Raw genomic sequence first — 26,592 nt, forward strand, 5'->3', positions numbered from 1 at the left:
GTGACGGCCTGGACGAGATCCTTCCATCCCGATCCCATCTGTGAGAAGCGCTCGACACCCGTTCCGGGGTGGTTCAGGAAGCGAAGCACCTCGTTGAGAAGGAATGTTTGTTCGCGATCCTCGACAGCTTTTTGGACGGCCAATATCTCGCATTGTGTCGCAAGCCAGGTCCAGGACCAGTGGTATAAATCAGTCTTGCGGAGAAGATTCTTCGGAATCGAAACTGGCGAATGATCAGCCCGTGCAACAAACTCGTTGGAGATGGTAATGACTGCGTCGATACCATTGGCTTTTGCCATCTCGACATAACGCTGCACCTGATCCGCCCCGAGCTTTGATTTGCCGATCTTCGCCTCGATCAATGCACTCCAGGTTGTTTTTCCAGTGGAGACGATCAGGANTTTTTGGACGGCCAATATCTCGCATTGTGTCGCAAGCCAGGTCCAGGACCAGTGGTATAAATCAGTCTTGCGGAGAAGATTCTTCGGAATCGAAACTGGCGAATGATCAGCCCGTGCAACAAACTCGTTGGAGATGGTAATGACGGCGTCGATACCATTGGCTTTTGCCATCTCGACATAACGCTGCACCTGATCCGCCCCGAGCTTTGATTTGCCGATCTTCGCCTCGATCAATGCACTCCAGGTTGTTTTTCCAGTGGAGACGATCAGGAGACCATCAGGACGATCGTTCGTGTCACTTCCTTCCTTGAGAACAACCTCTGTGAATGCTTCGATCGTGGTTCTCTTTCCGACCCTCATACCGACGGTGCTCAAGACCGCCGTTGCCAAGGGCGGAATCTGGGGGAGAAGCGAGAGAAAAATGGATGCTATCCTTTTCTCGCGACTGGTGTCGGCCAGGACCGGGAAGAGGCGCGCAGGTTCCCCTTGCTTCAAAAAATCAGGTAAATCGGCCATTTTTATCTCCTAAAGGTTGTTTTGACCCTAAATAGACAAACGGTCGTGCGTCAACAAAGCCGCGGAAGCTGAAGGTGTCGACATGGCGTTTGGAACGCACCGCTATGTCTGTGAAAGCCTGATCCGGAGCGCTAAGCTGCGTAGCGTGGATACCTACTTCCACAAATTCAGGCCCGATGTCTGGTTTGCATCGCGTCCGGCTATCTCGAGCGGGAATTTATGCAGGCATTAGCGCTACCAACGGGAGCGGCGCCAGTTAAAAGGGTCTCCTGTACCCTCTGGGATTTCCATGTAGAAGTGATCCTGGTGCTCAAGTAGGTATTCCCAGACTGTCTGCTGGACCATGTATGGCCATTGCAGAGCGCTATGCGTGCCGCTCAGTTTTATGACCAGACCCTTCGACTCGAGCGGAGCAAGTCTCTGATCATTGAACTCGGCTGCGAAAGCTTGGCGCCGGGACGAAACAAGATATGCCAGGATTGCGCGCTCCTCTTCGGGCGCTTCCTCGACATTTCGGATCAGCCGCTCGCGCCGCGCCTTTTGCGCCTTACGCTTCTTTAGGATAGCCCACACCTTGACGGGCACGTATGCGATATTCGCCGTCAAAATGCTGAAGGAAAACACGCTTGTTACAACTGCCGCTGTCAAAACGATATCCGGGGTTGCGCTTAGATATGGCAGATCATAGAAGTCTCCGGCGATAATAATAGAGCAGCCGACCAGCGCCGCGAGCGCGGGGAACCAGCCCGCTTGCATTGCTGCGACAAAATCCTTGAGTGAAGGCATAGGGAGTCCTTGCAGCCGTAGGCGATTAGACTCAGGAATTAGGTCCATCTAACACCACAGGGAAAGCCCAACGTGCATCGCCGCGTGCTTTCAACATTTGCCGTAAGGAGTTTGTGGGGCGTTGCGCAGACTATCGCAGCACGATTCTTTGTTGATTTCTTTGCTTTCATACCATTTAAGCAGTGAAGGGCGACAGACCGGCTGAAACAGCGTCCACCCACCTCTACGGTTTTCGCGCGAGCGGATGGCAAGTGGCAAGTCGGATCCCAGGACTGCCTTCGGTCAGCCCTCTAATTTTTCAGATTCGTTTTTTGAGACATCTCAGCGGTTTGCGAAGACCAGCGGCCGCTCCATGAAAACCGTCTGGATCAGAACAGGGAAACGAACCCTATTCGGTCTGTTGGGAGGAGCGTAGGGAGATTCTTCCATGTCGCAAACGCCGCCGTCGAGACCATCCGCTGTTTAGAACGAGATCCCCATCGCCTCTAACGTTGCGCGGTCCGGCGCGCCGGTCGCGGGCAGATCGTTGGCTTCCTGGAACGCCTTCATCGCGCTCTGACTACCGGATCCCCAGACGCCGTCAGGCGTACCGGCATTGAAACCAGCATTGTTCAGAAGCGTCTGGATGGCGCGATAGTCATCGCGATCGAGATCCAACAGCGATACACCGCACGCCGCCGCGACCGCTTCGGCCGACGCCCTTACGCCGGCCAGATCGAAACGCGCGTCATATTCCCGACCACGTTTACCCTCGGCACGAAGAAAGAGTGTCTCGGCGTCGTAGAGACTGCGAATGAAGCGCAGACCGCGCTCGCCGAAAAGACCGCCGCCCTTGTTGTTGGTCAGTTGGCTCCAACTCTGGTTTTCAGCGGCGGCATCATCAATTCGGACAACCACCGGGATCGTGTTGCTCTGGAAGTCCGAAAGGATGATGTCGCCGGTGTCGTAGACGACCGAGGGAGTTCCCTCGACGCATTGCAGAAGAAGGCGCCTCTGGCCGGAGAAGGCTTTGGTGTCGAAAGCGGAGAAGTTGATAGCGAGAACCTTGGGTGAGTCATCGACAGCCGCGCGTGTCTCCTTGATGGCAAACCAACCCTTGAAGCGGAAATCACTCTCGGCGAGGGATGGAAACGGCTCGGCGGCGTAATCGATCTCGGGATGATCCGGGTCGGCCCAGGGCACATCGGACGCTACTCCGGCATCACCATCTTCGGGCGTGCTGTCCGGGCTCGCCACCTCCGGCGGTGCGCCTGCCGTGATTTGTGGCGTTGCGATACCGTATTGTGCCTGAAGCCATGCCAGCCGCAGCTGTGCAAGCGTCAGTTTTTCGGTTTCGAGGCGCGACAGGGCAAGGGCCTGAACAAGGCCGCCGGAGGTTTCTGCCTCGCGCCGCGCCGTCTTGATAGCACGCTGCTGGTTTTCGATGTCAGCAAGAATCTCCGCAGCCCGATCAGGGTCGGGTTCCACGGAAGGAACGACCAGCTCGGGCGTAAGACCTGCCGCATCGCCGAGGGCGCGATTCTCGATCAAGGCACGGTTCAGCCGAAGAACTTCAAGGCGGTATTGCGCCAAGGATTGAATGGCACCGCCGTCAAACTGAGCGATGGTTTGCTGTGCTTCCGCGATCCGATCTTCGATCGCGGGTAGCTCGGAAACGGGATCTGCCTGTTGCGCGAATGCGGGCAGGGACGCAATCGCTGATGTAAGGACCAGTGCTCCAAGGCAGCGACGGTGTTTTCGTATAGTCATCCTGTCCCCAATTGATTGCCGATGTGAACACGTTTCTTAAAACACAGCTCACACGTGCATTCAAAGGCTCATAAACACGCAAGCCAGAGCGGGAAAAGAAATTCGGCATTTGAGTGCGATTCCGCGCGTTGGTTTTTCCACGCGAGAGATAAGGCCCGGCGCTCCCACCCAAGTGACAGGCTCTCCAAACCATACGCATCAGACATTCTCAGAACATCAGGCTCAATTCGCGTGGCGCGGACCTCCTGCATGCGGTCGTTGGCAGCTGCCAACGGCAGGAAACTGAGGGTTCAGCTTTCCATCGTCGCGACCAGTTCGCGTAGTTGCGGTAGGGAGGCTGGATACTCCGGGGCAACCAGGTCGGATCGGATCTCGCGAACAACGCCACGCAGAACCTGGGTTTTCTTCAGCCCCGAGATCTTCGCGAATGCGGCGAACTCCTCCTCGAAATCATGGGATACCTTGAATGACAGGCGCTTGCGGGGAACCTTCACTTTCGCTTTCGGCTTGGCTGCCTTGGCCTCCAGAAACAGTTGCTTGATCCGTTCAGCGCCCTGCGGGTCACGCGCCATCTTCCGGACGTAAAACGCCAGAAGAAATTTGCGATGCCGCACGGACGCGCGCTCGGAAATCCGGGTCGCGGCGGCGTCGAGGATCTCGATGTCCGATGCGGGCACTTGGGCCTCGAGAGAGACCTCGACCTTCTCTCGCGCACGCCGGATTGCAGGTAGGGACTGGGCGGGGATGGCCACGACCTCGCCGCAGCGATCGCAGACGGAGGCCAGGATATCCTTCACTTTTCCGGTTCCGTCATCGAAAGGGACATCACGGTAGAGGAAGGTCGTCTCGACCATGTCCTGGCAGGTCTCGCATATTGCCTTGGATTTGTCGCCGGCACTGTAGAGTTTCATGGTGTGTCACCTATGGACGCTGAGAAAGAAGGTTTCCGGATCGAGGAAGTAGAACTTGATGTACCAACCGTCCTTGCGAAGGATGTGCACATCGACCGTCTTGACCATGTGGTGCGGCTGCATCTCATGATCCTGACCGCGGCACTTAATGATGATCTCGATGACATCTTCTTCGGAAACGGTATTGCCATAGAGCAGGTTCTTGGTCTCGATCTCCTGACGCTCCTCGATCTGGTAGGTCTTGTTGCGCAGGGCTTCTATCGCGCGCCGCTTTGCCTCCTTGAATCCAACCTTCTTGGTCAATATACGAACTTCCTCGTAAAAATCAAGTTGTCAACTCGAGCAACTCTTTAACCTGCCGCGCACTTCCGCGAAAAGCATAATGATTTCCCGGACAGCCTTCGATCCTGGTCGATCGAACTCTGTGATCGCCTGGCCGGAGATCAGTGCCTGCATGAACGCCTTGCGTTGACCGAGCTGCGCCTTGGCCACCGGCACGTCCGGGTACAGGTCCTGCAGCACCGAGGTGGTGTCGTCGGCCTCCGGGCCAACGGCCGGAACCTGGCTCAAGACGAAAAGACCTGGACGTTCGGCCTGCTTCAAGATTTCCACGGTGCCATCCGCCGCTTTGATGTCGAAAGGGCCGGGCCGAATGGGAATGACCACGAGGTCCGCCGCGCGGATCGCCGCGTCGATCGTGCCGCCGGCATGGGGCGGCGTGTCGATCACCACGTAGTCGGCGCCGTCCTCCTGCGCCTGAGAGAGATAGGCAGAGAGGTTGCCGGGCATGGCTTGCAGGACGATTGGGTCCTCGAGTTCGCGGAGCTTTGCCCAATCTGCGACGGACCCCTGGGGGTCGAGATCCAGCAGGATCACCTCGGCATCCTTCTTCGACTGCATCGCCTGGACCGCAAGATGGATCGAGATCGTGCTTTTGCCGGCGCCGCCCTTCTGTGTCGCGACGGCGATGACTTTTGTTTTCCGGGTCATTCGCCCTCCTGATGGTCATTCACTGCGTCGCTGATGTCCTCGACCATGCGGTGGGACTCGTATTCCCGCAGCATCTGCACAACGAGCAACTCTCCGTTTTTGGCAAGCCAGTCGAGAAACCCGGGTTTGAGGTCCGTGCGAAGAGCCAGCTGGAGCCCGGTCCCGCCACGCTTGATCGTGCCCACGGGCCTTTCGTGGGACGGCAGGCGGACTTCCCGCGTGGCCGGTGTTGGCGTCTCCTTCCGGGCAACCTGAGGCTCGGACCGAAAGGCAGCGTCGTTGAGATGGGAGAAGCGGGCATCGGAATCGCTGAGGCTGTGCCCCTCGGTGTTGGCAGCTGCCAACGCGTCGCGCATCCGGGGCAGCGCCGTCTCGTCGGTCGCCATGTGGGCCACGAGCTTCTCCCAGCGGGGTCGTCCGATCCCGGGGGCCTTGCCCACAAAAGAGAGGATGTCGTCCGGGACGCCGCGGCCGATCTTCAGATACCGTGATCTGTCTGTCTTTCCGCAGGAAAAAGCGGCGTCGATATCTGCCGGGGATATGTCGGCCTCATCGACCATGCGCGCCGCGAGCTTCGCGCGCTCGATATAGGTCAGGTCTTCGCGCGCGATGTTTTCGATCGCCTGGCCCATTACCATGGACTTGTCGTCGAGATCCTGGATCTCGGCGCGCACGTTGATCCCGGCGTGGTGGCAGGCCGCGAGACGCCGACGACCGGCAACGATCTCGTATTCACCAGGCTTTTCGGGATGCGGCCGCACCAGGATCGGCACTTTCTGCCCGGCATTCCGCAGGCTCTCGGCCAGGGTTGCGATCTCAGCCTGACCAACATCAAGACGATCCGCGAGGCCGCCGGCATGGACCAGTCCCGGGTCAAGTTCGACGATCCGGCCAGATGCCGGGCCGGTGTTGGCAGCTGCCAACCTGGGTGTTTTCGATCGTGTGGCCAAGTCCCGTAGAGAATTCCTGCGTCGGGGCATGGGGCGTTTCCTTCTATGTTTGCAGCCGTCGCTTGGGAGGAGATCTGCGGATCATATCTTCCCTCCAATCGGTCCCGTCATTCGGGATTTCTGTTCGTAGATGTCTTTCTGGACGATCCGGCAGGACCCCGAATAAGGGCAACTCGCACAGCTCGGCTCATCCTCGCAGTAGCGCAGCGCGTGCCGGGGGTCGTCGCCAGGGTAGGGGGCCGCAACGGGCTCGCCGGCCTCGGCCTTATCCTGCAGAACACGCGCCACGAAACCCGGGCTGAGATCATACCAGCGGTTATAGCCGCCGGGCAGGCGCAGGCGCTTGCTCTCGTTGGTGCGTCGGATTTCCTGGGCGAGAAGTGTTTTCCCGATCCAGCGCGTGTCCTCGAGCACGGCCAGATCGTCGGGTTGCGCGGGCGACCCCATCATCGCCTCCGGCATCAGGGCAAGTTCCAGCCGGATTTGTTCGGCGCTGACATAATGGCGGGCGCCGCGCGCCACGGCCTCTGTCGCAGCTGCGACAAGCAGGTCGATCGGCGTGACATCTTCGGCCCGCCGCGCGCCCTGGCGCTCGATCGCCTGTTTGAGCTGTGCGGAGAAATCTTCATTGCCCGCCATCTCCGCGATCACTTCAAGCGGCGCCGCGATCTGCTTGGCGCGATCCCCGAGGGTGGCCATCCGCTCCTCGTAGATCTCCCGGGCGGTGCGGGCCTGGGCCATTCCCCAGGCGTGCAACTCCTGGCGCAGCTCGTCGCAGCGCTCGCGGTTGTGGCCCTTGATGCGGCCGGAAAGGGCGACATCGAGCGGCATCGGCCGGCAATGTATCGTGTAGGTCCGGCTTTCATTGACCGGGTCCAGCCCGGAGATATTGGTGATGACCTTGGGTCCGTAGAAGACCAAGCGCTGGTTGTTCCCGTTGGAGTCGACGATCGTCTTCACCCCGGTCTTTTTGTTGTAGGAGACCTTGAGGATCTGGTTGATGTCGTTGAACTCGGCGGCGCCCTGGCGGCCGCGCCGCTGGCCGACCTTTTCGAGATCGTCGAGCACCAGAAGGCCGCGGCCCATATCGACGAAACGGATCATCGCCTTCTCGGACCCGGCGCCGAGGACATGACCATTGTAGCTCAGATCCGCGATCGCCTCGGCCGTCGTGGATTTCCCCGATCCCTTTTCGCCGTTCATCAGGAGCATCGGGATCGCCTCGAAGGCGTTATAGACATAACTCATCGCAACATAGGCAGCCATCAACGCATAATCGGGCTCGTGGGGCAGCCAGGTGGTCGTGCGCAGGTGGTCGAGGAGATCACCCATAATCTCGCCGAAGGGGCGGTGCGGCTCCTGGTTTTCCCGGACCTTGGCGATATAGGCGTTGATGCTTTCTGTGCGCCAGGTCGCATAATCCTCCGGCCGCGGAATCGAGGTAATGATCGTGCCATCTTCCAGCGCGATGATCCGGTCCTCATCCGCCGTCCCGGCAGGCGACGGCATTTCTTTCGGGGTCAGCACATCGCCATCGGAGCGCACGATCTGCGTGACCAGGACGTGTGTCTTCTTCGGGACCTTGATCCGGCGGCCATCGGGAAGATGCTCGAGCACCTCGACGGTCTCGGTCCGGCGCACCCGGAACGGGTAGTAGAGCTGACCTTTCTGGAAGGCGCCGTTGATGTTGATCCGCTCGATGGCGTATTCGCCGTCGTCGTCCGCATCGAGCGGGCGATCCGGTTTGGCCTCCTCGATCCTTGCTTCCAGCCGTGGCGCCTCAGCGAGCAGGGCCTCGAAGTCGGTGAGCCGGGCGCCGGACTGGAAGTAATCCGTCCAATCAGCCCCCTCGACACCGGGAGGCCGCATTCGGCGCACATCGCGCATTGCCAGCCGGCGGCATTTCTGCGCCATAGCCTGGCCGGCCGGATCAGCATCCTGACCAAGAAATATCTCGTCCCAGGGCGCCCAGAACTCGGGGTCCTTCCACTCCTCGGGAATCCCGGAGCCGTGGGTCGATGTGAGCAGGGCCATTTCGCTGCCAAGCCCCGTGCCCTGGATCTCCTGGGAGAGACGCCAGAGGTCCTTCATACCTTCTGTGACAAAGAGCCGGGTCTTATGGCCGATTTTCCCGTCCCAGTAGGATTGCGGATTCCCGTGACACCAGCCCTTGGCGTCCCGGGGATTGGTGGTGAGACCGGGAATGGTGGTCTTGGGCATCCGCCCCAGGAACCGGCCCCGGCGGTCCACGATCGGGGAGGTGAGGGCACAGCGTGTCTGTTTGTCTTTCGGGGCGTCGTGAGGGTAGGGCGGCGCGATCCCGAGGCCGAAGCGCTCGATCGTACCCCGGTTCAGGCCGCGCCCTTCCAGATAAGCGATGGCCCGCGGCTCCCGGTCCAGAAGCGACTGGTAGCGTATCAGGGTCTCGGGGTTGATCGGCTGCAGGTCATCGTGGGTCTTGGATGCGGGTGGCTTTTTCGGTGTCTCCACGCTTTGCAGGCGTGGCGCTTCACCGAGAAGCGCGCCGACATGGGCCAGGGCCTCCGGGAAGGACAGGCGCCGGACTTCCATCACCGCGTCGATGAGGTCCCCGCTTTCGCGCGTGCCGCCGGGATTGAAATCCCGAAAGCGGCCGGCGTAGGTGCCGGAGAGCTGGATCTTGCAGCTTTCTCCGCTCCCCCCGAGGACATCGGCAATGGTGATCACCTTGCTGCGGGCATCATAGGCCGCATCCGGGCCATAGAGATCGTCGATCACCCGTCGGATATTGCCCTCGCTCTTGAGGAGTTGCCGGATCCGATCGGCATCGTAGTGACCGTTACCCGCCATCGAAAACACCTCCCGACACCCGGACTCGTCCGTCCGGGTTTCGTGCGAACGTCACGATCTCCATCAGTTCGCCCGTTTTCTCTTCCGGCGCCGCGGTTCGACGGGATCATCGAAGGCCTCCGAGTAACCGGCATCGGCATCCTCGAATTTCTCCTCGGCGGTGTAGTCGGCATAAGTTGTGATGATCTGCTGAACAGAATCGAACAAGCGCGCAGCGGCCGCGTCGTACTCCACGACCTTTGCGAGATGCGTGGCGACGACATGGCGTACAGATTGGATGCGATGAATCCCGAGGCCCCGGATGGCCCCGGCTCCGGTGTAGGGATTGTAGACGCCGAATTTCCGGATCGCGTCGAGGAAGAGGTTCGACAGCTCATCTGCATCGAGCGGTTCTTCCGACTTGCTGTTCGATTGGCTATTGTCCTTGACGATGAATTGCCCGTGGTCCGGCCCATCACCGAGAAGGACCTTTCGGGCCTCAACGTAGCGGTCGATGCGATCGTAGAGGTCGCGCCAATTGACCAGCGCGACATCGATATCGCTGGTGGCGGGGCTTCCGTGGTTCTTGAATACCGTCTTGGGTTGGCGGAACCGCCATTTGCCGTTTTTGAAGTAGACAACCCCGTGATTGCGCCGTGTGAGGGAGGCGAAGCTGGGAGGTGCGGCGTCTTCGTCGAGTAGGATCAGAGATGCCAAGTCCTTTCGGCGTAGAGGAAGAACCTCCAGCAGATGGATCAGCATAGACCGACGCTGGCACCGCGCCCATTCCAACTCCTGGACTGCGCGTGGCGGCGTGCGGGCGTCGATGTGCTCGACGATCATGTGATAGGCGTCCAGTGGATGGTCATCCCTGAGGATGACATCGACGGCCCTGAAGCTACTGCGTCCGGCGGTGATCTTATCCATCCACGCGCCGTGCTCAACGTATAGGCTTTCGACCGTCTGCTGACAGAACCGGGTGAGATCATCCTCCTTGGGCATCCCCGGGAACCGATCGCTGAACACCTCCCGGTGTTGGACGACGAAACCATCGTCCGGGTTGAAAAGAGCGATGAGCGCATTCAACACCGCTATGATGGTAGTGGTCGGCATACCGCGCCGCGCGACAATGAATTCAATGACCTTCCGGACCTGCGCTTCGTCGGCAGCATTGAGGAAGCTCATCATGTCGCCCGGCATATCCGGAGCCACTTGGCGCAGCGCACCGAAGAAAACCTCGAAGGCTGTGGTCCGCGCTGAGATGGTGCCGTCACGCCACGCGACCCCACGCTTTTTGCCGATGGGAGCAGGGTATGAGGTCTTGAACTCGATGAGCGCGTCGTATTCCCGCTGAAGCCCGGCAGGGGCGAGAAAGGCGCCGTCACGAACGTCTGGGGTCCCGTTCCCGCGATCGAACTTGCACCGATAGGGCGATCGGTCTCCGCCATCGTCATCCTCATCGCGCGGGATCCGCCAGATGTTATCCAGACACCAGGTGACGATCTCCTCCTGCTCGGGGCGGGATCGGGCATCGAAGTCATCTGGCAGGTGGCTGCGGACAATCGCCCAGACGTGTTTCGTAAGGCCGAAATCGCTGTAGGTGGCCGTCATGTAACGATACACGCCGTCGGTGTAGTGCAGCAGTGTTCCCTTGGGCAGCTCGAGGACCTGTTCGACCCGGGCCAAGTGGGCCACGGTATCATCGCGGCGCGGGCGGCAGTCCTTCTGAAGCCAGGTCAGGAGCGTGGTGAAGCGGACGCCGGCAGCCTGCGCGAGCCCTTTGGCCGTCCAGCCACGCAATTCGATAAAGTGCTGCAGCGCCTCCGTCAGTGTGTCGAAGCTGGGAAGCCCGGCCTGTATCTTGTCGCGTGTGCGGGGGCCATTGACCAGCAGCATCAGCGTGCCGGGAGCCACCTGGAGAGCACGCTCAAGCGCGACGAGGCGCTGCAGGTTCTGAGCCGTGGTCGGCAGGATCTCATAGTTGATCCAGCCGCGCAGCGTGTTGATGTGCAGCCCGACCTGGTTGGCCAGCTCCACGTCGGTGATCTTGCGCAGCTGCATGTGATACTTGAGCGTCTCGGCGAGTGAGGCGTAGCTGCCGGCCTTGCGTGCCAGGTCAAGCGCGATCGGGCGCACATGCTGTCGCAGCTGCGACCGCATGCCATCATGGCTGGTCTTTTTGAGCTGCCGCAGCGTGCGCCGAAGGACCCTGTCATTGGTGGGCTTGTGCAGGATCCGATCATCGAGCGGCTCGTCGATGAAGATACCGCCGGCCTCGGTGAACCTGTTGAAGGCCCAATCGAACTTCGCCAGGCCCGTGTTGATCTGCTCCGGCGTCCGTCTCGCGTGCTCGAGACCCGCGCGCCGCGCGGCTCGAGACACCTGGAACAGGCGCCCGTAGGACGGATAGATCCGATCGGTGGACCACACCGGGTCCTTTTCGACGCTTTCATTGAATATCGCTGTGTCTTTTGCACACATGACGAATCCCCCTTGAACCGGGGACACCCGGAGGGTAAGTTCGTCATCGAGATGTGGCGAATGTCTCGATGACTTTTGGGCCCTGACGAGCTGCAACTCGTCGGGGCCTTCCTATTTCAGGTGTCCTACATCAGTCGTTGTTGTTGCTCCGTTGTTCTGATCACACGCCACCCGGTGGAGGTCAGTTCAGCGTTACGGTGCTTCGCCGTCGTCTTGCGGACGAGGCTCTTGCCGATCAGTTGCCGGATATAGCCGGACATGTTCGAGCTGTTCACACCCATCGCCTTCGCGATCTCCCTTTGGCTGGGCCATTTGCCATGGGCCGCGTGGTAGTCCGCCATGAAGCCGAGAAGCTCGAGCTGCCGCTTTGTCGGTGGCACCGGATTCTGCATTTTCACGACGTCCCCCTCGTGGTCCGTGATCCTAAGTATCGGGGTTCTGCATCGCGTTTCAAGCGCGCAGTACGCATGGTGCGGTTGCGCGATTTCAGCCCAACCACAATATGTTGTGGTCGGACCCGCGGGCGGAAGTGCCCTCGGTCGGGACTGCGCGATAGGTGATCCGCCTGTTCTCAAGCGGCGCCGGCCTCGTTGTTGAAGATTACGTGCACAGAGGCGTTCTGCTGCACGGTGGGCCGGTAACTCCCTTATATCCAAGGGGTTTTCGACGTTCAATTGAATGTTCACCAATTGTTCTGTTAGACGGGTGCTGCACGCTCATCTGCACAGCTGCTGCACACCTTGCTGCACAGCCCTGTGCCGCGTGCCAATCTCTCTCTTTTTAACGAAATAATAATAGGTTACGCCGTTCAGAGCACGGCGAGACCGGCTGCGCGCCAAATACGTGCTGCACAGCGCTGCTGCACAGTCTAATGCATTGAAAAAACGCCTTTTTTAGAAGGCCTGTGCAGGTAAGGGGCTCAAAATCGCCGATTTCACAGCGTCATGGAATTGAGCCCGAAAAACGGAAAAATATCGGCTTTCCAAGCCGATGGCCCGAATTTCTTTCCAAAAACGGGCCATCGAACAGGTTAAGTTATTGAAATCGTTAAATTATTGAGCCGCTTGGCTGATAAGGTCCTGGAGCTCGGACACCCACGGTGTATTGAATTCGGTCCGTCATATGTCGATCTGGCAGCGTGGAAACCACCATATCCGGTGCCTTACAGGGAAAATCCGTGTGGGAATCCTAACAGCCTACCTGTCCTTGGCTATAAGAATTCTAACGGACAAGGAGGCTCGCACGGCATGTTCATAGGCTAAGTAACCTAACCGGTACGGCGGGGATACGGCTACAGAACGCCGCTTGGCCTCGCATTGCAGATAAAAAATCCAGTTTCGATGATGGGTTTTTGCGCTTTAGCCAAGCTTCTCTTCATGAGTACAAGCGCGACATATCCCAAGCCCTTCACCCTCGCCGAAGTTGCAGACATACTTCGTGTCGATTACCATGTAATTTACCGGGAAGTTCGTAAGAAAAGGCTTGTAGCCCAGAAGGTTGGGAAGGAGTATCAAGTGCATGTTGAAGCACTTGATAGGTATCTTCTCGAACCATGGCAAAACCCGGCCGACGATCCAAAGGACCGCACCTCTGGATGCGCAAAGACGATGAGCGGTGGCTCATCCTCGACAATGGAAAACAGATTTCCACCGGGCTACGCGGTCGGGGCAGCGAGGAAGCTGCTAAACTCGAGGTAGCGCGCTACCTCCTTCACACCCAAGCCGATGAATTTGACAGACCGGAGTCGTTGGAAGCCTTGTCGGTTCAGGGCGCCCTTGGGTACTATATCGAAAATCTGCGAACGGATATGGCCGACCCTAAGCGTCAAGGCTATGCCGTTATGGCGTTGATACAGTTTTGGGACGGGAAAACCTGTGCTGAAGTCAACGCGAGAAACTGCGAATTATATTGTAAAACAAGGCGTTCTGCGTCGACGGCCCGTCGGGAGCTCGGTGTCCTTCGGGCTGCACTGAACAAGGCACACAAAGACGGGTTCATACCCTCAGCTCCGCAGGTTCACCTGCCGCCGAAAAGCACCAAAAAGCCCGTCTCGCTGACCCGTGATGAGGTCGCGCGCGTACTCTGGCAACTGTGGAGACGAAAGCGCACCCAGCATGCGGCACGGTTCCTGGTTTGCATGTTCTACACGGGCTCGCGCCCGCGAACGATTGCCTACACAACATGGGAAGAACGTCCCGACGGTCCTTGGGTGGATCTCGAGGATGGCATCTGGTGGCGCGCAGGTGTCGAGGAACGGGAAACGGTCAAGATGCGCCGCCCTCACGGAATTCCGCGAAGGCTCGATGCGCACCTGCGTCGCTGGCGGAAAATGATGCTGCGGGAGACCGCTCAGGGGCCCGGGCGAGGCGGGAAATATGTGATCGAGTATCCATCCCGGCCCAACCAACCAGTGAAGGACATTGGAGGCTCGCTGGAGCGTGCCTGCGAGCGTGCCGGCGTTCGTCGGATTACCCCGCATGTGCTTAAACACACGGCCATAACGAACGGTATCAGGTCGGGCATGAGCATCACGGAAGCTGCGGACTACTTCTCTACGAGCACCCAGACGATCGAGGACGTCTACTGGTACCGCAGTCCACACCATCAAAAACGCGCACGGGACATCATGGATCGTTCGGGGAAATCGCAATGAAATGCAATGATATGGGCGCAAATGAGTGCAACTGAGCGCAAATAAGATCAAAGAAATTCAATAAAATAAGGGGTTTGGGCTTATCCCTGCTGCCCTCCGAAGGCAGAGGCCATAGGTTCGAATCCTATCAGGTGCGCCATTACCAATCTTGAAATTCGTAAAATTGCAGGGCCTCGATGAATGGCCCTCGGGCAACCGTGCCTTATCGGCCATCGAAGCGGTTTAGGTGATGAATCTGCAGCATTGCATTTGACGCAATGGTATTGTGCACGGATCGGAAACACTGCACCACTTGAAATGGCCATTTATCCTGTAGCGGGTTTGACAAAGAATCTCCGAGATGGTTCTGTCATGCAAGGAGGTCTCGGATTTCCATTCGGAAACACATTGGATTCTTTAGATTTACAGAAGGGGTTACCGTATGTTTCGGTCTTTGGTCTTAGGCACAGTATTGGCAATCGGCTGCTCGGCAGGTGCAAACGCCGCGGTCGTACAATCGCAGGACGTCACAGTCGACGGCGTTGAATGGCGGGTTTCGATTCAGGAGGCGGATTCGTTCCTGAATCAAAGGGGACTGCTGGAAGACCAGACATGGTGGGGCTTGGAAGCGTTGGCCTACGATTTCGCGTCCAGTTTCGGGAGCAGTGACGATCATTTGAATTCGGGTTTCGGTGCTTACTTTGCCTACGCTTATGATGAGGGTGTCAATCAGGTGTACAACCGAGCATGCAGGGGCACATATTGCTATTACACGTATTTCCAAGATTCAGGCACCGTCGATCGCTATTACGCAACTGCGGAGCAGATATCACCGGTGCCACTTCCAGCGAGTCTGCCGCTTCTTCTTGCCGGAGCTGCCGGGCTGGCAGGCATCGGTCGATTTCGCAAAAAACGAGCTGCACAGGCCTGACCGACCAAAATAACCTCGGATTCTCCTATGCATCGGGCGCTAGCAGGGGCGGCAGGCCTGTTTCAATGGTGTCGGCTGCACCTTTGAAATCGGGGCCACTGCCCTGTGCCGGATTCTCTTGTCGTATCTGGGAAACGTCGCATTGGACGGCTGTATCTGACCATGCCGGGGAGGGTTCGGAGCGCCGACTGGGTTGGTGATCCGTTCGGCGGCTGATCGTCTGGTTTATCACATATGGTCGCGCAGGCGTCTCACCCCCCTTGAATTCCAAGGGCCAGTCTATGAAAAAGCCGCGGACCGTCACGTTTTATCCAAGGCCTTGCGCGCTCATGCCATCCCATTCCGAAAGCCGCCCGCTGCCGTATTCGGCGCAACAGATGTATGACCTTGTGGCCGATGTGGGCAATTACCCCAAGTTCTTGCCATGGACGGCGGCGGCGCGGGTGCGCAAGGTGACCGATCAGGCGGATGGGTCGAAGGTGATGGAGGCCGACCTGGTGATCAGTTTCAAGGTCTTCCGCGAGCGGTTCGGAAGCCGTGTGGTCCTTTGGCCCGAGGATAGGAAGATCGAAACCGAGTATCTGGACGGGCCGTTCAAATACATGCGGTCGAACTGGCGGTTCGAAGAGGATGGCGACGGCTGTGTCGTGCATTTCGACGTGGATTTCGAGTTCAAGAACATGATCCTGCAAAAGGCCGCGGGCCTATTTTTCTACGAGGCCATGCAGCGGATCGTGCGCGCCTTCGAGAGCCGTGCGAAGGAGCTTTACGGATGACATTGGCGCGTGACATTGCGACGTTTGTGGTCAGCGCGAAACCGTCGGCGGCGGCGCGCGAAATCATGGTGCAATCGCTTTACGATTGGATGGTCTGCGGGATGGCAGGTGCGTCCGAGCCGGTGGCCGGCATCATGCGCGCGCAGGCGCTTGAGGATGGCGGCACCTCGCAGGCGGCGATGTTCGGCGGCGGGCAGGTGCCCGCGCGGGCGGCGGCGCTGGTGAATGGCACGATCAGCCATGCCCTGGATTATGACGATACGCATTTTGCCCATATCGGGCATCTGTCCGTGGGCGTTCTGCCCGCTGTCATGGCCTGCGCGCCCAATGATGGCGCGGCGCTTTTGGAGGCGGCCTGTATCGGTTTCGAAGTGGCCACGCGGGTCGGCCTTTGGCTGGGCCGGGCGCATTACCAGGCGGGGTTCCATCAGACGGCCACGGCGGGGGCCTTCGGGGCGACTGCGGCGGTGGCGCGCTTGCGGGGCTTTGATGAGGGACAGGTGGCCCATGCGCTTGGCTTGGCTGCAACGAAGGCCGCTGGCCTCAAGTCGCAGTTCGGAACCATGGGCAAGCCGATGAATGCGGGGCTGTCTGCCGAATCCGGGGTGGTCTGTGCCGATCTGGCCGCGCGTGGTTTTATCTCGAATCCGGAGGCCATTGACGGCGCGCAGGGCTTTGGCCAAACCCATGCAGGGGAGGCCGTATCCTCGGCTTGGAAGGGGTTGGGTGAAGAGTGGAAAATGCAGGAGGTTTCGCACAAGCTGCATGCCTGCTGTCATGGGCTACACGCGATGATCGAAGCCCTGTCCCCCCTCAAGGTAAACCCTGCGGAGGTGCGCGCGGTGCGCATCACCACGCATCCCCGGTGGTTGACCGTCTGCAACCAGCCCGCACCCGAGACCGGCCTTGGGGCGAAGTTTTCCTATGCGCATGTGGCGGGTATGGTTCTGCATGGCTGGAACACCGCAGATATCGGCAATTTCTCGGACGCCTGTGCGCAAGACCCTGCACTTGTGGCCTTCCGCGACAAGGTGAGCGTCACGGCCGACGACGCCCTTTCTGAGACCGAAACCCATATCGTGCTTGAGATGGCAGATGGAACGCCCCTGCAAGGCCAGCATGACCTGATGGCCGATGTGGACCCGGGTCAGAAATGGCAGGCCCTGCGCCGGAAAGGGCGGGCCCTAGTCGGAGACCGCGAGGCGCAGATCTGGCAGGCGGTGCAAACAGAAAGGGCGCCCGCCCCGGACGCCCTTTCGGAGTTGATGCAGGTTTAGGCTTCAGCTGGCGTGGTCATAGGCCCGTTCGCCGTGCAGTTCGATATCAAGGCCATTGTACTCGGCCTCTTCATCCACACGCAGCGGCACGATGGCGCGGCAGATGTAGACCAGCGCGATGCTGATCACCAAGGTGAAGACGCCGACGATGGCAAGACTGCCCAATTGCGCGGCCCATGATCCTGCGCCGAAGGCGGCGATCATGACGGTGCCGAAGATGCCGCCCACGCCATGCACGGCAAAGACATCCAGCGTGTCGTCGATCTTGAGCTTTTCACGGATGAGGTTCACCGCCTCCTGACAGAGGATGCCCGCCACCGCGCCGATGATCAGCGCTTCGATGGGGCCGAAAAATCCGCTGGCCGGGGTGATCGAGGCAAGGCCCGCGATGGTGCCGGTGACCAGACCCACAAGCGAGGCACGGCCGAATTTCACCCGCTCCCACAGCGCCCAGGTGAGCGAGGCCGTGGCGGCGGAGATATGCGTGACGGTCAGGGCCATGGCCGCACCCCCGTCAGCGGCTAGTTGCGAGCCGCCGTTGAAGCCGAACCAGCCGACCCAAAGCATCGCCGCACCGATCATCACGTAACCGGGGTTATGCGGCGGCGAGGTGCGGTTCTTGCGCGGGCCAAGTGCGACGGCGATCACCAGCGCGGCAAGGCCTGCTGTTTCGTGCACGACGATGCCACCGGCGAAATCCTTGACGCCGGTTTCGCCAAAAATCCCGCCATCGGCCAGGAAGCCGCCGCCCCAGATCCAGTGAACAACAGGCGCATAGCACAACAGCATCCAAAGCCCCGAGAAAAGCAGGACGAAGCCAAAGTTGATGCGCTCCACATAGGCGCCGACGATCAAGGCCGGGGTGATGATGGCGAAGGTCATCTGGAAGGCGAAGAACAGGACCTCGGGCAGGGTGCCCGACAGGCTGTCACTGGTCACGCCATTCAGGAAAGCCTTGCCCAGACCGCCCCAATAGGCCCCGCCGTCGCCAAAGGCGATGGAATAACCCAAGGCGAGCCAAAGAACGCTCATCAAACAGGCGATGGCATAGCACTGCATGAAGACGCTGAGCACATTGCGCGCCCGGACAAGGCCGCCATAGAAAAGCGCGAGGCCCGGTAGTGTCATGAAAAGGACCAGCGCCGTGGCGACGATGATCCAAGCTGTATCCGCTCCGTTCATTTTTTAACCTTTCCGTCCCGGTTTCGGGCAGAAAACGGATTCCGTATGCAAAAAGAAGCGGCATAGCGATCAAATGCCGGGCAATTTGCGGAGTGCTGGAATTATAGGCTGTTTTTGGACTTGATGCCCGCGATTTGAGCGAAGTCAGGTTAACGCGCGTTTGAGCAGGGCAAGGGCGTGATCCCGCGACAGGCGGCGCACGTTGTCGCGGCCCTGCGCGCCAAAATCCCTGGTTTCGGTGACTGTTCTGAACCCTTTGCGGGCCAGGCCGAAACAGACCCGGCCCTCGGGTTTGTGTTCAGAGGCTCCGGGCCCTGCAATGCCGGTGACAGACACGGAAAGATCCGCATGAGAGTGGGCCAGCGCGCCCTCAGCCATTTCACGGGCCACCTGTTCGGACACGGCCCCATAGGTCGAAAGGCTTTCTGGCGTTACGTCCAAATCCTCTTTTTTCGCATTGTTTGAATAGGTTACGAAGCCGCGTTCAAGTACATGAGATGAGCCGGGCATATCCGTCAGGGCCACCGCGACCATGCCGCCGGTGCAGGATTCGGCGGTGGCGATCATCACGCCCTCGGCGCGGGCGAGATCGAGGATTTCTTGTGCGCTCAAAGCCCCAGAACCCCATGCGACAGACCTGCCAATAATACCACACCGAGGCCAGCGAAGATACCGGCGATAATGTCGTCCAGCATGACGCCAAGGGCATCTCCGCGGCGGTCGGCCCAGCCGACAGGGCCGGGTTTCCAGATGTCGAAGAGGCGAAAGAGGATGAAGGCCGCAACCCAACCGGGCCAGAGGGCCGTAAGGGCGGCACCGACATGGGCGGCGCCGATGGAGACCGGCAGGAAGGCAAGCCACTGGCCCGCCACCTCGTCAATCACGATCTCGGAAGGGTCGTGATCAGATTTCCCCTTTGTTTCCAAGGACGTGGCCCACCATCCTAAAGTGAACGAAAGGATAACGCCGAGCCCGAGAAGAATTGGCCCCCCCAGCATGTGCAGGCCCCAGGCAACAGGAATGGCGGCAAGCGATCCCCAGGTGCCGGGGGCGGGGCGCAGGTGTCCGATCCAGAAAAACGTGGCAATACAATGTGTTATGGTCATGACTTCACCAAGGTTGCTGTGGCTTGGGCGGCAATGCCTTCCTCGCGGCCAGTGAAACCCAGACGTTCCGAGGTGGTGGCCTTGACGGAAATGCGGGAAGGCTCAACACCCATGATCCGCGACAGAGCCTCTTGCATGGCCTGCGCATGGGGGCCGATTTTCGGGCGCTCGCAGATAAGAGTGACGTCTACGTTGCTGATTTCAAACCCTTTTTCTCGGGCCAAATCAACCGAATGACGCAGGAAGATATGGCTTTCGGCGCCTTTCCATTGCGGATCGCTGGGGGGGAAGTGGCGGCCTATGTCACCCTGCGCCAAGGCCCCATATATAGCGTCGGTCAGGGCGTGCATCCCGACATCTGCGTCGGAGTGCCCTTGCAATCCACGGGTATGCGGGATGCTGACCCCACAGAGGACAACATGGTCACCATCGCCGAAACGATGCACGTCATAGCCATTGCCAAGGCGTATATCCATTTGATAATCCAGTATTTTTTCGGCGCGGGCAAAATCGCCGGGGTGGGTGATCTTGAGATTGTTCTCGTCGCCGTCAATGATACGAACGGACAGACCGGCAGCGCGGGCCACCTCCACGTCATCAGCGGCGGGGGCATCATGGGCGCGGTGTGCCTCCAAAATATCACCGAAAACAAAGGCTTGCGGGGTCTGCGCGCGAAAGAGGCCCGTTCGGTCGCGGGTGCCCGCGACCTCACCATCCCGCCCGATCCAAAGGGCATCGGTAACCGGCAAGGCCGGGGCGACGGCGCGCTGCGGACCGCGCGAAAGTTCGTACAAAACGTACGAAACGTACGCCGGTTTCGTACAACTTCGGGCCACATCATGGATGGCAACGTACGAGTCGTACGAAAACCCGGTCTCGGAAAGGTATTCGAGGCCCAGGCGGACCGAGTCGGCGCGTTCCGCGCCGCCGGTCGTGACCTCGACCCCGGCGGGCGGATCATAGCGATCGAGGTCGTCGGGATGCAGGACCACGACAATGCGGCTGATTTCGGGTGTGGCCTGAAACGCGGCCACGGTCCAATCGATTACACGTCGCCCGGCAAGGGGCTGCCATTGCTTTGGCTGATTTCCCCCGGCGCGGGTGCCGCGCCCGGCGGCAACGATGATGGCGGCGCTTTGCATGGGGGAAGGAATAGGCGGTGGTCACGGTAAGCGCAATCCTCGAACCATGCGCCTAAAAAATAAGCAAATACCCATATTGCGGTGCCAAAACTCCTCGCAATCGTTGTTGAATTGGGGGTAAACGCATAGAGAGAAGGCATTGCACAAGGATTAAGCACAATATGCTGCCCATCGCGGATCGCACTTTGACACCTCCGGTTCTACTGGCCCCACTTGCGGGAATCACCGATTTGCCATTTCGGAACCTCGTCGCGCGGTTCGGCGCGGGGCTTGTGGTGAGCGAAATGGTCGCCAGCCAAGAGATGGTGCAGGCCAAGCCGGGTGTGCGCGAGCGGGCCGAACTGGGCTTTGGCGTGGAAAATACCGCCGTGCAACTGGCTGGCCGGGAGGCACACTGGATGGCCGAAGCGGCGCGGATGGTCGAGGCCAATGGCGCGCGGCTGATCGATATCAACATGGGCTGCCCCGCCAAGAAGGTGACGAGCAGCAGCGGCGCGGGGGCCAGTGGCTCGGCCCTGATGAAAGACCTCGATCACGCGCTGAGCCTGATCGAGGCGGTGGTTGAGGCGGTCAAGGTGCCTGTGACGCTCAAGACCCGGCTGGGCTGGGATGACACCCTGATGAACGCGCCGGAGCTGGCGCGGCGGGCCGAGGCGGCGGGGGTTCGGTTGATCACCATTCATGGCCGCACCCGGTGCCAGTTCTACAAGGGCCACGCAGATTGGGCGGCCATTCGGGCGGTGAAAGAGGCAGTGGATATTCCCGTGGTGGCCAATGGCGATATCGTGGACCCCGAGGCGGCGAAACGGGCATTGGCGCAAAGCGGCGCCGATGGCGTGATGATTGGCCGGGGCGCGCAGGGGCGGCCGTGGCTTTTGGCGCAGGTGGCGGCGGAGCTTTGGGGCGGTGCGGCCCCGCAAGTGCCGCGCGGCGAGGATTTCATCGACATGGTGGCGGAGCACTATGAAGCGATGTTGCGGTTCTACGGGCCGGACCTGGGCAATCGGGTCTCGCGCAAGCACTTGGGATGGTACCTGGACGAGGCCGGGACCGGGGCCGAGATGCGCAAGCGGCTTTTGACCAGCCGGGACAGCGCGGAGGTTTTGCGCCTCATTCCACAAGCGATCCGCGACGGCGAAAGGATAGCGGCATGAGTGACGAAGCAATCTGGTCGTCCCTGCCGGTGCCGGCGCTGGTTCTGGACCCGATGGACCGTATCCATCGGGTGAACCCGGCGGCGGAGGGTTTCTTGAATTCCTCGTCAAAGGCCCTTGCCGGACAGCCGGTGTGGGACAAGCTGGCCGTGGATGCGCCGCTTGAAGAGGCGTTCGAGCGGGCGCGGGAGAATGACGCGCCCTTGTTCGTCAATGACGTGGACGTGGGCACCGGCGACCGGGCCCCGCTGCATTGCAACCTGCAAATCGCGCCCTTGGCGGGGGAGGCGGGGCATATGCTTCTGTTGATTTCGCCGCGTGAGCTGGCGGGCCGGGTGACGCAGGGCCAGTCGGTGAAATCGGCGGCGAAGTCGGCCATCGGCATGGCCGAGATGCTGGCCCACGAGATCAAGAACCCGCTGGCCGGGATCACCGGCGCGGCACAGCTTTTGTCGATGAACCTCGAAGCGCAGGACCTTGAGTTGACCGATTTGATCGTCAGCGAAAGCCGCCGGATCGTGAGCCTGTTGGAACAGGTGGAGCAATTCGGCAATGTCAGCGCCCCCAAGATGCAGGCGGTGAACCTGCATGACGTGCTGGACCGTGCGCGCCGGTCGGCCATCGTGGGGGTGGCCGCCGATATGACGATCATCGAGGATTACGACCCCTCGTTGCCCTTGGCGCAGGGCGACCCGGACCAGTTGTTGCAGGTCATCCAGAACCTTCTGAAGAACGCGGCGCAAGCGGCGGGCGAGGGCGGCGGGGTGATCCGCCTGCATACCTATTACGAGCAAAGCCTGCGGGTGCGGCGCGATGGTGGCGGCAAGAGCCTGCCGTTGCAGATCGAGGTGATCGACGATGGCCCGGGCCTGCCCGAGGAGATCGCCGAGGATATTTTCGACCCCTTCGTTTCGGGGCGTGAGAACGGCACGGGGCTGGGACTGGCCCTCGCGGCCAAGATCATTTCCGAGCATGACGGCTGGATTTCCGTCAACTCGGTGCCCGGGCGCACGGTGTTTCGCATCTCGCTTCCACGGGCGGGCAAGGAATTGGAGGACAGCTGATGGATGGCACGGTATTGGTCGCCGATGACGACCGCACGATCCGAACGGTTTTGACGCAGGCCCTGACGCGGGCGGGGTGCAAGGTGCATGCCACCTCGTCCTTGCATACGCTGATGCGATGGGTGGGCGAGGGTAAGGGCGATGCGGTGATCACCGACGTGATGATGCCCGATGGCAATGGCCTTGAGATGCTGCCCAAGATCGCCGCCGACCGGCCCGGCCTGCCGGTGATCGTGATCTCGGCGCAGAACACCATCATGACGGCGATTCAGGCGGAAGAGGCGGAAGCCTTCGATTACCTGCCCAAGCCCTTTGATCTGCCCGACCTGATGAAGCGGACCTCACGGGCGCTGGAAACGGGCGCGCGGCAGCCTGTGCCTGTGGCCGAGGAGGACCGGCCCGAGGAATTGCCCCTGATCGGGCGGACGCCTGCGATGCAGGGGCTTTACCGGGTGGTGGCGCGGTTGATGAACACCGATTTGCCGGTGCTGATCACTGGCGAGTCTGGGACGGGCAAAAGCCTGATTGCGCGGGCGATTCATGATTTCTCGGATCGGCGCACCTTGCCCTTTGTCACGGTGACGCCCTCGGACCTGACCGATCTGGAGGGGCCGGCCAAGGTGATGGCGCGGGCCAAGGGCGGCACCATCGTTCTGGACGAGGTGGGCGATCTGGACGCCGAGGCGCAGGCGCGCGTGGTGCGGATGATGGATGCGCCGGGGGACCACGTGCCGCGGTTCATGGCCACAAGCCAGGGCCGGTTGGCCGAAAAACTGGAGAACGAGGGTTTTCGAGAGGATCTTTATTACCGGCTGTCGGGGGCGGTGGTGGCGGTGCCGAGCCTGCGGGACCGGGTGGATGACGTGCCGCTTCTGGTGGAGCATTTCCTGCTCAGGGCCGAGCGCGAGGGGCAGCCGCCGCGGCGCCTGTCGGACGGCGCGCTGGAGTTGATGCGCGCCTATAGCTGGCCGGGGAATGTGCGGCAGTTGGAAAATGCCGTGCGCCGGATCGGGTTGACCGCGCGCAACGAGGAAGTCAGCCGTGCCGAGGTCGAGGCGGTTCTGGGCAACCAGCCCGCCGCGCAGCCGGTGCTGAGCCATGGGCAGGGAGAATCGCTTTCGGCGTCGGTGGCGCGGCACCTGCGGCGCTATTTCGACCTGCACGGCAATGCCCTGCCGCCACCGGGCCTGTATCAGCGGATTCTGCGCGAAGTCGAACTGCCCCTGATCGAAATCGCGCTGGATGCCACGGGTGGAAATCAGGCGAAATGCGCCGATCTGCTGGGCATTAACCGCAATACGTTGCGTAAGAAGATCACCGAGCTGGATATTCACGTGACACGCCGCCGCAAGTTGATGTAAAACTGCAACAACGCTGTGGCTTTTGGGGTCTGCCGCCCCGGAGAAGGCCACATATCGCGGGGGCGCCCCTGTGGCGCCACAAGCTGATGGGGGACATGGGTGGCAACCCGGACACGCATACCGGCGATTCTGAGCTGGGACGGTTTGGTCGGTCTGCGGCGCAAGCGCCGGTTTCAGACCGTTGCCACGCTGGGCCTGGTCCTGCTTGGGCCGATTCTTGCCGTTGTCACTTTCCTTGTGATGGGGCCTCTGGATCAGGGGGCATCGAGCCGCGTGCTGCGCGGTGTCATGTTGTTGGACCTGGTTTATGTGCTGATCGTTGCGGGGCTGGTCCTGCAACGGGTGGCCCGGATGGTGGCGGCGCGGCGCAGGCGGTCGGCCGGGTCGCGGTTGCACCTGCGGTTGACCGGGGTGTTCACGGTGATTGCCTTGTTGCCCACCGTGGCGGTGGCGGTTTTCGCCACGCTGTCGGTCAACATGGGGCTGGAGGCATGGTTTTCCGACCGGGTGGGCCGCGTGGTGGACAATTCCGTTGCCGCCGCGCAGGCCTATGAGGAGGAACACCGCCGCGATTTGATCACCGATGCGCGGGCGCTGGCCTCGGTCATCAATGCCACCAAGCAGGCCGCGGTTTTCATCGACGATGGCGACATCCGACAGGTTTTGTCGCGCGGCCAGCGCGAGATTCAGCGGGGCCTGCGCGAGGCCTTCGTGATCGACGGCACCGGCGATCTGCGCTCACGCGGGGAACGGTCGTATCTGTTCGATTACGAGCAGCCCACACCCGAGCAGATCGCGCAGGCGCGCGACGAGGGCATCCTTGTCATTCAGGATTGGGACAACAACGAGTTCCGCGCCCTGATGCCCCTGCGGGAAATTCCCGACCGATACCTATACGTCAGCCGGAATGTGGATGGCGATATCCTGAACCTGCTGGACGACACGCAGGAAACCGCGGATTTCTACAAGCAACGCGAAAGCGAGCGGGGCCGGGTTCTGTTTGAATTCGGTCTGCTGTATATCGGGTTTGCCCTAATCCTGATCCTGGCCTCGATCTGGCTGGGCTTGTGGTTTGCCGAGCGGCTGTCGCGGCCCGTGGGGCGCCTGACCAGTGCGGCACAGCGCGTGGGTGAGGGCGATCTGGACGTGCGGGTGCGCGAGGAGGAGGGCGACGACGAGATTGCCCAGCTTTCCACCTATTTCAACCAGATGACCCACCAGTTGAAGGGCCAGCGCGAGACGCTTCTGGCCAATACCCGGCAGATCGAACGCCGCAGGCGGCTGTTCGATTCGGTGCTTGGCTCGGTCTCGTCGGGGGTTGTGGGATTGGACGCCAAGGGCCGGGTGACCTTCGTCAACCGCTCTGCCGAGCGGCTTCTGGATTGGCACGAGGATCAGCAATCGCTGGACATCGGCGTGGCGGTGCCGGAATTCGGCGCGCTGTTCCAGCGGCTCAAGGGGGCCTCCGGCGGTTTCGTGCAGGAGGAAATTCGCGTGGCGCGGGGCGGACGGGTGGAAAACCTTCTGGTGCGCATGTCGACCCGTCATAACGAGGACGGACGGCGCGAGGGCTATGTTGTGGCCTTCGACGACGTGACCGATCTGGTGGCGGCACAACGCATGGCGGCCTGGGGCGATGTGGCGCGGCGGATTGCCCATGAAATCAAGAACCCGCTGACCCCGATCCAACTGTCGGCGGAGCGGATCAAGCGCAAGTTCGCGCGGCATCTGGAGGCCGATCAGGCGCAATCGCTTGAAGAGCTCACCGATGTGGTGGTGCGCCAGACAAACGACCTGCGCCGGATCGTCGATGAGTTTTCCAAGTTCGCCCGGATGCCCGAACCGCAGACCAAGGAAGAGGACCTTGGCCAGATCCTGCGCGAGGCCATCGTGTTGCAGGAAGCGGGCCAGCCCGAGGTGCGCTTCGAGACCGATTTGAGCCAGGCCGCGATGCCCGCGGACGTGGACGCCACGATGATTTCGCAGGCCTTGACCAACCTGATCAAGAACGCGGGTGAGGCCATCGAAAGCCTGGCCGAAAAGGGCCTGCCGGACGGTCACGCAGCGGAAATCCGGATAGACAGTGCGGTAGAGGGCGAAGCCGCCGTGATCCGCATCTGCGACAATGGAATAGGGTTGCCCGAGGATCGGACACGGCTGTTCGAGCCTTACGTGACAACGCGCGAGAAGGGCACCGGCCTTGGCCTGCCCATCGTGAAAAAGATCATTGAAGAACATGGCGGGACGCTGGAATTGAGCGATGCGCCCGTTTTTGACGGCAGTACCCATCGGGGTGCCATGGCCGTGGTGCGCTTGCCGCTGAAAGCGGCGGGTGAGCGTATGAGTGATATGGAACAACAGGCGGTATGAGGTTC

Annotated in this window: 22 protein-coding genes; 9 read left to right on the forward strand and 13 right to left on the reverse strand. The window is 60.6% G+C overall.

Features of this window, described 5'->3' with window-relative positions; translation table 11 throughout:
- Positions 1 to 1,151: 1,151 nt before the first annotated feature.
- From FDP25_RS00010 to FDP25_RS00050, 9 genes are all read right to left on the reverse strand, one after another.
- Positions 1,152 to 1,703 (reverse strand): super-infection exclusion protein B, encoded by a 552-nt coding sequence (locus FDP25_RS00010; RefSeq protein WP_172982710.1) that lies wholly within the window; start codon positions 1,701 to 1,703, stop codon positions 1,152 to 1,154.
- A gap of 462 nt (positions 1,704 to 2,165) precedes the next feature.
- Positions 2,166 to 3,452 (reverse strand): peptidoglycan-binding domain-containing protein, encoded by a 1,287-nt coding sequence (locus FDP25_RS00015; protein ID WP_154148144.1) that lies wholly within the window; start codon positions 3,450 to 3,452, stop codon positions 2,166 to 2,168.
- A 290-nt stretch (positions 3,453 to 3,742) separates the two neighbouring features.
- Positions 3,743 to 4,363 carry a hypothetical protein gene (locus tag FDP25_RS00020; RefSeq protein ID WP_154148145.1) on the reverse strand — a complete coding sequence of 207 codons (621 nt, stop codon included), beginning with the start codon at positions 4,361 to 4,363 and terminating at the stop codon, positions 3,743 to 3,745.
- 6 nt (positions 4,364 to 4,369) lie between these two features.
- Positions 4,370 to 4,666, reverse strand: coding sequence for a hypothetical protein (locus FDP25_RS00025; RefSeq protein ID WP_154148146.1), 297 nt, complete (start codon positions 4,664 to 4,666; stop codon positions 4,370 to 4,372).
- Between the two features lie 30 nt (positions 4,667 to 4,696).
- Positions 4,697 to 5,353 (reverse strand): AAA family ATPase, encoded by a 657-nt coding sequence (locus FDP25_RS00030; protein ID WP_154148147.1) that lies wholly within the window; start codon positions 5,351 to 5,353, stop codon positions 4,697 to 4,699.
- Positions 5,350 to 6,333 (reverse strand): plasmid partitioning protein RepB, encoded by a 984-nt coding sequence (repB, locus tag FDP25_RS00035; protein WP_154148148.1) that lies wholly within the window; start codon positions 6,331 to 6,333, stop codon positions 5,350 to 5,352. Before repB ends, FDP25_RS00030 begins: the two co-directional genes overlap by 4 nt.
- Before the next feature lie 51 nt (positions 6,334 to 6,384).
- Positions 6,385 to 9,132 (reverse strand): DUF3631 domain-containing protein, encoded by a 2,748-nt coding sequence (locus tag FDP25_RS00040; protein ID WP_154148149.1) that lies wholly within the window; start codon positions 9,130 to 9,132, stop codon positions 6,385 to 6,387.
- A gap of 63 nt (positions 9,133 to 9,195) precedes the next feature.
- Complete coding sequence (locus FDP25_RS00045) at positions 9,196 to 11,592, reverse strand: helix-turn-helix domain-containing protein (protein ID WP_154148150.1); 2,397 nt, start codon at positions 11,590 to 11,592, stop codon at positions 9,196 to 9,198.
- Between the two features lie 125 nt (positions 11,593 to 11,717).
- Positions 11,718 to 11,984: a LexA family protein gene (locus FDP25_RS00050; RefSeq protein WP_113258291.1), complete on the reverse strand. Its 267-nt coding sequence runs from the start codon at positions 11,982 to 11,984 to the stop codon at positions 11,718 to 11,720.
- Between the two features lie 984 nt (positions 11,985 to 12,968).
- Here FDP25_RS00050 and FDP25_RS17430 point away from each other — a divergent pair.
- From FDP25_RS17430 to FDP25_RS00075, 5 genes are all read left to right on the forward strand, one after another.
- Positions 12,969 to 13,289 carry a helix-turn-helix domain-containing protein gene (locus FDP25_RS17430; RefSeq protein ID WP_172982712.1) on the forward strand — a complete coding sequence of 107 codons (321 nt, stop codon included), beginning with the start codon at positions 12,969 to 12,971 and terminating at the stop codon, positions 13,287 to 13,289.
- Complete coding sequence (locus FDP25_RS00060) at positions 13,187 to 14,245, forward strand: tyrosine-type recombinase/integrase (RefSeq protein WP_172982713.1); 1,059 nt, start codon at positions 13,187 to 13,189, stop codon at positions 14,243 to 14,245. The genes FDP25_RS17430 and FDP25_RS00060 overlap by 103 nt, the downstream gene beginning before the upstream one ends.
- Positions 14,246 to 14,666: 421 nt before the next feature.
- The gene (locus FDP25_RS00065) at positions 14,667 to 15,155 is read left to right on the forward strand and encodes a VPLPA-CTERM sorting domain-containing protein (RefSeq protein WP_154148153.1); all 489 of its coding nucleotides are present in this window, start codon (positions 14,667 to 14,669) and stop codon (positions 15,153 to 15,155) included.
- A gap of 329 nt (positions 15,156 to 15,484) precedes the next feature.
- Positions 15,485 to 15,931, forward strand: a complete 447-nt coding sequence (locus FDP25_RS00070; protein WP_154148154.1) for a type II toxin-antitoxin system RatA family toxin — start codon at positions 15,485 to 15,487, stop codon at positions 15,929 to 15,931.
- On the forward strand, positions 15,928 to 17,208 hold the full coding sequence (locus FDP25_RS00075; protein WP_154148155.1) for an MmgE/PrpD family protein: 1,281 nt from the start codon (positions 15,928 to 15,930) through the stop codon (positions 17,206 to 17,208). The genes FDP25_RS00070 and FDP25_RS00075 overlap by 4 nt, the downstream gene beginning before the upstream one ends.
- 3 nt (positions 17,209 to 17,211) lie before the next feature.
- Here FDP25_RS00075 and FDP25_RS00080 read toward each other — a convergent pair whose 3' ends face one another.
- The 4 genes from FDP25_RS00080 to FDP25_RS00095 all read right to left on the reverse strand — a co-directional run bounded on the left by FDP25_RS00080 (position 17,212) and on the right by FDP25_RS00095 (position 20,638).
- Positions 17,212 to 18,390, reverse strand: coding sequence for an ammonium transporter (locus tag FDP25_RS00080; protein WP_154148156.1), 1,179 nt, complete (start codon positions 18,388 to 18,390; stop codon positions 17,212 to 17,214).
- A 144-nt stretch (positions 18,391 to 18,534) separates the two neighbouring features.
- A complete protein-coding gene (locus FDP25_RS00085) occupies positions 18,535 to 19,002 on the reverse strand; it encodes a CinA family protein (RefSeq protein ID WP_154148157.1) in 468 nt (155 codons plus the stop codon).
- Positions 18,999 to 19,496 carry a phosphatidylglycerophosphatase A family protein gene (locus tag FDP25_RS00090; protein WP_154148158.1) on the reverse strand — a complete coding sequence of 166 codons (498 nt, stop codon included), beginning with the start codon at positions 19,494 to 19,496 and terminating at the stop codon, positions 18,999 to 19,001. The genes FDP25_RS00085 and FDP25_RS00090 overlap by 4 nt, the downstream gene beginning before the upstream one ends.
- Positions 19,493 to 20,638 carry a bifunctional 2-C-methyl-D-erythritol 4-phosphate cytidylyltransferase/2-C-methyl-D-erythritol 2,4-cyclodiphosphate synthase gene (locus FDP25_RS00095; RefSeq protein WP_154148159.1) on the reverse strand — a complete coding sequence of 382 codons (1,146 nt, stop codon included), beginning with the start codon at positions 20,636 to 20,638 and terminating at the stop codon, positions 19,493 to 19,495. The genes FDP25_RS00090 and FDP25_RS00095 overlap by 4 nt, the downstream gene beginning before the upstream one ends.
- Positions 20,639 to 20,799: 161 nt before the next feature.
- Here FDP25_RS00095 and dusB point away from each other — a divergent pair, with 161 nt between their 5' ends.
- From dusB to FDP25_RS00115, 4 genes are all read left to right on the forward strand, one after another.
- The gene (gene dusB, locus FDP25_RS00100) at positions 20,800 to 21,792 is read left to right on the forward strand and encodes a tRNA dihydrouridine synthase DusB (RefSeq protein WP_154148160.1); all 993 of its coding nucleotides are present in this window, start codon (positions 20,800 to 20,802) and stop codon (positions 21,790 to 21,792) included.
- Positions 21,789 to 22,856 (forward strand): two-component system sensor histidine kinase NtrB, encoded by a 1,068-nt coding sequence (locus tag FDP25_RS00105; RefSeq protein ID WP_154148161.1) that lies wholly within the window; start codon positions 21,789 to 21,791, stop codon positions 22,854 to 22,856. The genes dusB and FDP25_RS00105 overlap by 4 nt, the downstream gene beginning before the upstream one ends.
- Positions 22,856 to 24,217: a response regulator gene (locus FDP25_RS00110; protein ID WP_154148162.1), complete on the forward strand. Its 1,362-nt coding sequence runs from the start codon at positions 22,856 to 22,858 to the stop codon at positions 24,215 to 24,217. Before FDP25_RS00105 ends, FDP25_RS00110 begins: the two co-directional genes overlap by 1 nt.
- Before the next feature lie 99 nt (positions 24,218 to 24,316).
- Positions 24,317 to 26,587 (forward strand): sensor histidine kinase NtrY-like, encoded by a 2,271-nt coding sequence (locus tag FDP25_RS00115; protein WP_425500494.1) that lies wholly within the window; start codon positions 24,317 to 24,319, stop codon positions 26,585 to 26,587.
- Positions 26,588 to 26,592 lie beyond the last annotated feature (5 nt).

The organism is Roseovarius bejariae (assembly GCF_009669325.1).
Classification (GTDB): Bacteria; Pseudomonadota; Alphaproteobacteria; order Rhodobacterales; family Rhodobacteraceae; genus Roseovarius; species Roseovarius bejariae.